This window comes from Streptomyces sp. NPDC006265 (genome assembly GCF_040613555.1).
In the GTDB taxonomy this organism is placed as follows: domain Bacteria; phylum Actinomycetota; class Actinomycetes; order Streptomycetales; family Streptomycetaceae; genus Streptomyces.
Window position 1 is genome coordinate 1 of sequence record NZ_JBEXSH010000373.1, and the last position, 8,302, is coordinate 8,302.

Consider the following 8,302-nt stretch of genomic DNA (forward strand, 5'->3'; position numbering starts at 1 on the left):
GCCGGTGCCCGGAAGCCTGCTCCGGGAGGCGGACGTGCCCTGCGCTCACCCCGTCCGGGGCCTTGGTCCCGCCGTGCAGTCTGCCCCCGCCCGGCGCCGAGCACCAGTGCCCGCGGGCCCCCTGCCGGGGGGCGCCCGCAGCACACTCGCGAATGCGCCCCCGGGACCGCGCGCCCCCTTGCCCCGGGTCCTGCCCCTGGGGGCGCTTTGGGGGGCTCAAAGATGCGTTTATGCAGGTGAGAAGCGTGCGCCGGGTGTCTATGATCGGAGGTGTCGGCTGCGCGACGCGTCGTCGGCGCGCAGCGTTAGGAGCCCCGTGAGCACTCCCCAGCAGACCCGGACCGGCGTGACCCTCGACGTCGACCACAGCGACGCCGCCTACCGGGCCTGGCTCAAAGAAGCCGTCCGCAGAGTCCAGGCGGACGCCAACCGCTCGGCCGACACCCACCTGCTGCAGTTCCCCCTGCCGGAGCGGTGGGGCATCGACCTCTATCTGAAGGACGAGTCGACCCACCCCACCGGCAGCCTCAAGCACCGCCTCGCCCGCTCCCTCTTCCTCTACGGGCTCTGCAATGGCTGGATCCGGCCGGACCGGCCCGTCATCGAGGCCTCCAGCGGCTCGACGGCAGTCTCCGAGGCGTACTTCGCGAAGCTGATCGGCGTGCCCTTCATCGCCGTCATGCCGCGCACGACGAGCGCCGAGAAGATCCGCCTCATCGAGTTCCACTCCGGCCGCTGCCACTTCGTGGACGACCCCCGCACGATGTACGAGGAGTCCGCCCGCCTCGCGGCCGAGACCGGCGGCCACTACATGGACCAGTTCACCTACGCCGAACGGGCCACGGACTGGCGCGGCAACAACAACATCGCCGAGTCCATCTTCCGCCAGCTGCGCCTGGAGCGGTTTCCCGAGCCGGCGTGGATCGTCGCCACGGCGGGCACCGGCGGCACCTCCGCGACCCTCGCGCGCTACGTCCACTACATGCAGTACGACACCCGCGTCTGCGTGGCCGACCCCGAGAACTCATGCTTCTTCGAGGGCTGGACCACCGGCGATCCGGACGTCACCTGCGACTGCGGCTCCCGTATCGAGGGCATCGGCCGGCCCCGCATGGAACCGAGCTTCGTGCCCGGTGCGATCGACCGGATGATGAAAGTGCCCGACGCGGCGAGCGTCGCCGCCGTACGAGCCCTGGAACGCGCCATCGGACGCAAGGCCGGCGGCTCGACCGGCACCGGGCTGTGGAGCGCGCTGAAGATCGTCGCCGAGATGGTGTCCGAGGGCCGGCAGGGCAGCGTCGTGACCCTGCTGTGCGACCCGGGGGACCGGTATCTCGACAAGTACTACTCGGACGCCTGGCTGGCCGCGCAGGGACTCGACATAAAGCCCTACACGGCCGCGATCGACTCGCTCCTGAAGACGGGCGTCTGGCCCGACTGAAGCACCGGCCCGACGTGAACACCGGGTCGGCTGCAGCCGGCCCCTCAGGCCGCAAGCCGCCGGTCCAGCGCCCGCACGGCGTCCCGGAACGCGCGCGCCTGGCCCCCGCGCGCCACCTTCAGGGCCAGCCGGTACGCGGCCGTCCCGTCGGTGGCGAACGTCCACCGCAGCCGGGTGCCGGTGCCGGCCGGCGCGAGCCGCCACTCCTCGGCCATCGCCCGCACGCCCGGCATGTTGGTGACGTCGATGCGGTAGGCGTAGACCTCGGGTGCCTTCGCCGCGATGACCGACTCCCGGAACCGGATGCCACCGGTGAGCGTGATGTCGCGCCCCGCACCGGCATCGACCGGGCGGGCGGCCGACACCTGCGGGAACCACTCGGCCCAGCCGGGCACGTCCTCGAGTGCGCCGTATACCGCCGCCACCGGAGCGGCCACCTCCCGTTCGAAGACGTGCCGGACGGGCGCGGTCTCGACGAAGTCGAGCTCCACCGGGCGCAGTCGACGAGCCATGGACGCGGCCTCCTGGGCGGGAGCGGGTGATGCCGGAGGCGTCACCCTAGCTGGCGCCCCGTCAGATGTCTGCGTCGTCCCCGGGCTCCCCGGCCACCACCAGCCGCCGCAGATGCTCCGTGACCACCCCGCGCGCCTCGTCCGGCAGGCCGGCGTCCGTCACGAGCGTGTCGATCCGTTCCAGCGAGGCGAACGAACTCAAGCCAACCTTGCCCCACTTGGTGTGGTCCGCGACCACGACCACGCGGCGGGCCGACTGCACGAGCCGCCGGTTCGTCTCGGCCTCCGCGAGGTTCGGCGTCGACAGACCGGCCTCGACCGATATGCCATGCACCCCGAGGAACAGCAGGTCGAAGTGGAGCGCCGCAATGGCCTGGTCGGCCACCGGCCCCACCAGCGAATCGGAGGGTGTGCGCACCCCGCCCGTCAGCACGACCGTGGCCGCGCCCTGCCGCGGGCCCGAGGTGCGCTGCGCCGCATGGAACACGTCGGCGACCCGCACCGAGTTGGTGACCACCGTGAGGTCCGGGACGTCCAGCAGCTGGTGCGCCAGCGCGAAGGTCGTCGTACCGCCCGACAGGGCGATCGCCGCGCCCGGTGCGACCAGCTTGGCCGCGGCGCGTGCGATGTCCTCCTTGGCGTTCAGCTCCAGGCCGGACTTGGCCTCGAAGCCCGGTTCGTGCGTACTCGCCTCGACCAGCGGTACCGCGCCGCCGTGCACCTTCTCCAGCACGCCCTGGCGGGCGAGCGCGTCGAGGTCGCGGCGGACGGTCATGTCCGACACACCGAGCTTGCGGGTCAGCTCGTTGACCCGAACACCACCCCGGCGGCGGACCTCGTCGAGGATCAGGGATCGCCGCTGCTCCGCGAGGAGGTTCTGATTCTCGCTCACGTACGCTCCGGTCCTTTCGCCTCAATGCCGTCCGACACACCTTGCACCGGCTCCGACGAGGACATTCTTCCCGGCTCCGGTGCGAGGACGTCCCATCCTCGCATGTCGCGGACCGGAGAGCGTCACCGCGCCCGCTCGTCGCGCACATGCCACCGTTGGCTCATCTCCGCGCTCCCATCATCACGGATCGGGGAGATTCCGTGACAGGAGGTGTGGGGCGCCGCGGAAGTGGAAATCCTTGTGCCCGCACAGACGGAGCCGACGGCGTGTCACGGGGGACGTGCGAATCAGTGGAACGAGCACAGGGACAGACCTCGACCGGCGGACCGGACGGTCCCGCCGCGCGGCCCGGCGAGACGGGAACCGCCCTGGAACTCCTGGTCCACGGCGTGGGCGGCACCACGCCGCAGGAGATGCTGAACGACCCGCGGACGGTGCGGATCACCGGCGACCACACCGCGGCCGTCTTCCGGCGCGCCGACGACGTCGACGCCGAGCACAGCCCGGACGACCGCCGCCGCGACGGACCGGTGCCCGAGGCCTACGTCTGGTGCAACCTCACCTCCGGCAACGGCACCCGTGCCCTGTGGCTGCTGCTCCTGCCGTTCATGGTCGTCAACCTCGCCCACTGGATGCGCCCCACCGCCCACGGCCGCCGCCGCACCGTGCGTCTGTACGGGCTCCTGGTGCGGCTCGCGGGGCTCACGCTGACGGTGCTGCTCGTCGCAGCGGCGTGCGAGGTCGCGCTCGACCTGGCGGCCTGGCAGTGCGCGGGCAGCGTCGCGTGCGCGGACCGCCACTCCTGGCTGGGTTTCCTCTCACCCACCGTCTCGGACGGCGGCTGGTGGAGCGCCCCCGGCCGCAGGCTCGCCCTCGCCGCCGCCGTGCCCACCGCCCTGACCGTCCTGCTGTGGTACCTGTCCCGACGCACGTGGAGCGACTACGAGTCCCAGCAGCCCATCGAGCGGGCCCCCGAGCCCGAAGGTGAGAATGGACCGACCGCACTCGGCCGGCCCGGCTTCTGGTACGGGCGCCGGCTGGTGGCCCGGCTGCGTGCCGCGCACACCGCCGCCGGCCTGATCACGGTCGCCGCCGCGGTCGGCAGTGCCGCCGCCCGCCACGACCGACGCTCCGGCGGCTCCGCCGTACTCGACCACCTGGGGCTGATGCTCGAAGCGGCCCTCGCGGCCTGCGCGGTCGCCGTGGTGTGGGTGGTGTGCCGCCGCGGCCGCAGCGAGAAGCGCCTGGACCGCACACTCGACGAGCGTTTCGTATGGCGCCTGCCGCTCACCGCACTCGTCCTCCTCGCCCTCGCCCTGCTGTACGCCGGCTGGGAGCGCCCGGGGTGGACGTCGGACGGCCGGCTGCCGGGTGACATGACCTTCGGCGGGATCGCGCTGGTGCAGGGCCTGCTCGTGATCGTCCTCGGCGTCGTGGCGTACGTCCTGCACCGCACCGACCCCGACCGGCGGGCGGTGCTGCGGGGCCTGGGCGGGCCCGCCGTGGCGATGCTGGCCTGCGCCCTGGGCGGAGTGATGTCCGGCGGCGTGTCCCAGCGCGTGGCCGACTGGCTGGACGGCACCGGGGCGTCGATCGACGGCCCGCCGGTGCTGCTGACCTGGCAGGCGTCCGTGATCCCGCCGCTGCTCGTCGTGCTGCTGGGGCTGTTCGGCTGGCTGGCCCATCGCGCCTGGCAGCTCGCCCGCGCCGAGCGCGTCGCGGTGGCACTCGACTACCCGGACGAGGCTCAGGACCGCGCCCGCACCCGGCGTATCGCCTACACCCGCGCGATGGCCTCCCTCACCGACCGAGGACCCCGGGTCGTCGCCGTCACCTCCGGCGTCACCCTGCTGCTCGGCGCCGCAGCCCTCGTGGGCGCCCTCGCCACCGACGAGACCCCGGGCGAGGCCGCGCAGGGCACCTACCCCGTCGTGCACGGCGCCGCCGAGACCGCACAGGCCCTCGGCTCCTGGCTGATCGGCCTCGGCTTCATACTCTTCGTCACCTGGGGCCGGCGCGCCTACAAGGACGCCGCCGCCCGCCGCACCATCGGCATCCTGTGGGACGTCGGCACCTTCTGGCCCCGCGCCTCCCACCCCTTCGCCCCGCCCTGCTACGCCGAGCGCGCGGTGCCCGACCTGACCTGGCGGATGGCGACCTGGACCCGCGCGACCGGCGGACGGCTGGTCATCTCCGGGCACTCGCAGGGCAGCGTGCTCGCCGCCGCCGCGGCCTGGCAACTCGCCCCGTCCGCCCGTAAACGGGTCGCGCTGCTGACCTACGGCTCCCCACTGGAGCGCCTCTACGGCCGCTGGTTCCCGGCGCACTTCGGGCCGGACGCGCTCGGTTCGCTGCACCGGGACGTCGACTGCTGGCGCAACCTCTACCGGCTCACCGACCCCATCGGCGGCCCGATGCGCCTGCCCGGCGCGGAAGTCGACCACGCCCCGCTGATGGACCCCCTTGCCTACGGCCGCACCGCGCTCCTGCCGCTGCCCGCGCCGATCCTCGGACACTCCGACTACCAGGCCGACCCGGCCTTCGCCGAGGAACGCCGCAAGCTGCTGGCCCGACTGCGGCCGACGGCCCCGGAGGGACCGGACGTCCCCCGGGGACCAGAGGCCCCGGAGGAACCGAAGGCGCCGGACGTGCCTGCGCCACGACACGAGCCCGAGCCGCCCGCCGCGTAGGCGGCCGCATCCTCAGAGCAACTCGGGCAGATCCTCGGCGTAGAGCAGCGTCAGGTCGTCGGTGCTCGGCTCCGGAAGCTGGGCGACCCGGCTCGCGTGCCGCTCGACCATGGCCTCGAAGGTCTGCCGTGCGGTACGGCCGTTGCCGAACGCCGGGCCCTTGGGGAGCACCGTGAAGTACTTCCGCAGGCCCTCCGCCGCGCCCGGCGCCAGCCGGTACTCGTGCTCGTCGGCCTGCTGCTCGACGATCCGCAGCAGGTCCTCGGGGCCGTAGTCGCTGAACGTGATGGTCCGCGAGAAGCGGGACGCCACACCCGGGTTGACGGACAGGAATCGCTCCATCTCGGCCGTGTAGCCCGCGACGATCACCACGACCGCGTCCCGGTGGTCCTCCATCAGCTTCACCAGCGTGTCGATGGCCTCCTTGCCGAAGTCGCGGCCCGCGTCCTCCGGGGACAGCGCGTACGCCTCGTCGATGAACAACACGCCGCCCCGCGCCTTCTCGAAGGCCTCCTGGGTGCGGATCGCCGTCGAGCCGATGTGCTCGCCGACCAGGTCGACCCGGGACACCTCCACCAGGTGGCCCTTGTCCAGCACACCGAGGGAGGCGAGGATCTCGCCGTAGAGCCGCGCGACCGTGGTCTTGCCGGTGCCGGGGGAGCCGGTGAAGACCAGGTGCCGCTTGACCGAGGCCGCCTTCAGGCCGGCCTGCTGCCGGCGCCTGCCGACCTCGATCATGTCGGTGAGCGCGCGCACCTCGCGCTTGACGCTCTCCAGGCCCACCAGCGCGTCGAGTTCACCGAGGACATCCTTGGAGGAGCGGGCCGACTGCTCGGGCTCGGTGACCGGCGCCGCAGGCTCCGGTTCGGCGCGCTGGCCCGGAACCCCGCCCAGCAGACCGGGGGAGTGACTCACCGTCTGCACGGCGGTCTCCGGCGCGGCGGGCGCACGCAGCCCCGCGCTCTCGTCGCTCGTGCAGTCCTCGAGGAGCGGGCTCGCTCCGGACGCGGCGTCCGCGCCGCTGTCCGCGAACTCGTAACCCCCGCGCGCGCACCGCTCCGTGCGGCACTTCCGCAGCGTCGTACGGCTGCCGTCGATCACATGGAAGCCGTAACCGCCGCTGCCCGTGACCCGGCAGTTCAGGAAGCTGCCCCGGCCGCCCGCCGAGACGTAGACACCGGCCTCCGCGGGGGACTCGATCGTGCAGCGCTCCACGGTGGGGTCGGCGCCCTTGGTGACGATCACGCCGGTCTGGGTGCCGTCCACCGTGCAGTTGCTGAGCGTGCCGCCGCTGCCGTGGTCGCGGAACCAGGCGCCCGTCGCCGCGTCCCGGATGCGGCAGTCGTCGAGCTGCGCGGTCGCGCCGTCGCTCACCGACACGGCCGTGTTGCGCACCTGCGACAGGTCGGTGTCGACGACGTCGGCGCGCGAGCCGCGGTCGAGCACGAACAGCGCGTCCGGCACGTCGTGCACCCGGCACGAGTCCAGGACGGCGGTCGCGCCGTCACTGACCCACACCGCCGGATAGTCGCCCGTGCTGTCGAAGATCTCGCACTGGTTGGCGTCGACGCGGGTGCCCGGGTCCCACACCGACAGGCCGTTGCGCCCGAACTGGCGCACGGTGGTGCGTGTGAGCGTCAGGACGGAACGGGAGCGCAGGTCGACCGCGTTCTCCGGGATGTCGTGGATCCGGCAGTCGGCGAGCGTCAGCACGGCGTCCGTGTCGAGTGTGACCCCGTCGGCCGTCGTGCGGTGCACGTCGCAGTCGGTGAGGTGCGCGGTGGCCCGGCCGGTGATCTGCACACCGCTGCCCCGGACTTCGTAGATCTCGCAGCCCACCGCCTCCAGCGCGGAGTTCTCCCCGGTCGCCGACAGGCCAGAGCCCGAGGTGTGGTGCACCCGGCAGCGCTCCAGGCGGGGATGGGCACCGCCGCGCACCGCCACGCCCGCCTGGCCGGCCGCGACGACCTCGCACTCCTCGAACACCCCGCCCGCGCCGTCGAGTACGGCGATGCCGATGCCCGCCGGGTTGTCGACCGCGCAGCGCCGAACCGTGGGCCGGGCGCTGCCGCGCACCTCGATGCCGGCCGCCGACCGCGTCACGACCCGCACGTCCCGCAGCTCCGGGGTGCCCTCCTCCACCAGCACCGCGGGGGCGGCCGCGTCCTGGCCCTCCACGTGCAGGTCCTGCACCACCGCCGAGGCACGCACGGTGAGCGGCACACCGTCCAGGGGCGCGATCCGTACCGAGCCGGGGGAGCCCTCGGGACCGCGCAGGGTCACCGCGCGCTGCAGGACGAGGTTCTCCCGGTAGGTGCCGGGCGCGACGGTGAGGACGTCTCCGTCGGCCGCGGCCTCCAGGGCTGCGGCGAGCGATGGGTACTCACCCGTGCGGCGCCGCCACCGCGACGTGCCGGTGTGCGTCACCTGGACCGTGCCCTGTGCCATGGTGTAGCTGTGCCCCCACCTCGGTCGTACTGATGGCTCGTCCGCCGTCGGGGCGCTCCAGCCCGGGGTCGCGACCGCGACCGAGCCCGGCCCTTCGGGCCTGGGCGCGCACGCGGCATCGACACCGGCGCGTCCCTGAGGCTCGCTCGCGCGCGGGTTGTGCCGAACGGTTCGGCCGGACCACCGTAGCGTGCGCGCGGGTGGTGGGTTGACCAGAGCCGGAAGGCGGTCAGCTGCCGGTGCCCGTCCTGCCCCAGTCCGGGCCCGCCTTGTCCCATGCCTGGTCCCAACGGGCGTACCGGCGGCGGACCATGCGCCA

At 73.3% G+C, this 8,302-nt stretch carries 5 protein-coding genes; 2 read left to right on the forward strand and 3 right to left on the reverse strand.

The features are described from left to right. Positions 1–316 precede the first annotated feature (316 nt). Positions 317–1,441 (forward strand): PLP-dependent cysteine synthase family protein, encoded by a 1,125-nt coding sequence (locus ABZ281_RS26885; RefSeq protein WP_356659463.1) that lies wholly within the window; start codon positions 317–319, stop codon positions 1,439–1,441. A 44-nt stretch (positions 1,442–1,485) separates the two neighbouring features. On the opposite strand, the gene ABZ281_RS26890 is transcribed toward ABZ281_RS26885, so the two are convergent. Both ABZ281_RS26890 and ABZ281_RS26895 read right to left on the reverse strand, forming a co-directional pair. After that, positions 1,486–1,953: an SRPBCC family protein gene (locus ABZ281_RS26890; RefSeq protein WP_356659465.1), complete on the reverse strand. Its 468-nt coding sequence runs from the start codon at positions 1,951–1,953 to the stop codon at positions 1,486–1,488. Between the two features lie 61 nt (positions 1,954–2,014). Next, complete coding sequence (locus ABZ281_RS26895; RefSeq protein WP_356659467.1) at positions 2,015–2,845, reverse strand: DeoR/GlpR family DNA-binding transcription regulator; 831 nt, start codon at positions 2,843–2,845, stop codon at positions 2,015–2,017. Between the two features lie 290 nt (positions 2,846–3,135). Between ABZ281_RS26895 and ABZ281_RS26900 the strand changes: the two genes are divergently transcribed. After that, complete coding sequence (locus ABZ281_RS26900) at positions 3,136–5,535, forward strand: hypothetical protein (protein WP_356659469.1); 2,400 nt, start codon at positions 3,136–3,138, stop codon at positions 5,533–5,535. Between the two features lie 12 nt (positions 5,536–5,547). On the opposite strand, the gene ABZ281_RS26905 is transcribed toward ABZ281_RS26900, so the two are convergent. Then, positions 5,548–7,983 (reverse strand): right-handed parallel beta-helix repeat-containing protein, encoded by a 2,436-nt coding sequence (locus ABZ281_RS26905; RefSeq protein WP_356659471.1) that lies wholly within the window; start codon positions 7,981–7,983, stop codon positions 5,548–5,550. Between the last annotated feature and the right edge of the window lie 319 nt (positions 7,984–8,302).

Bases quoted from the DNA above. Each gene is read 5' to 3' on its own strand.
- ABZ281_RS26890 (WP_356659465.1), bottom strand. From the start codon at position 1,953: ATGGCTCGTCGACTGCGCCCGGTGGAGCTCGACTTCGTCGAGACCGCG.
- ABZ281_RS26905 (WP_356659471.1), bottom strand. From the start codon at position 7,983: ATGGCACAGGGCACGGTCCAGGTGACGCACACCGGCACGTCGCGGTGG.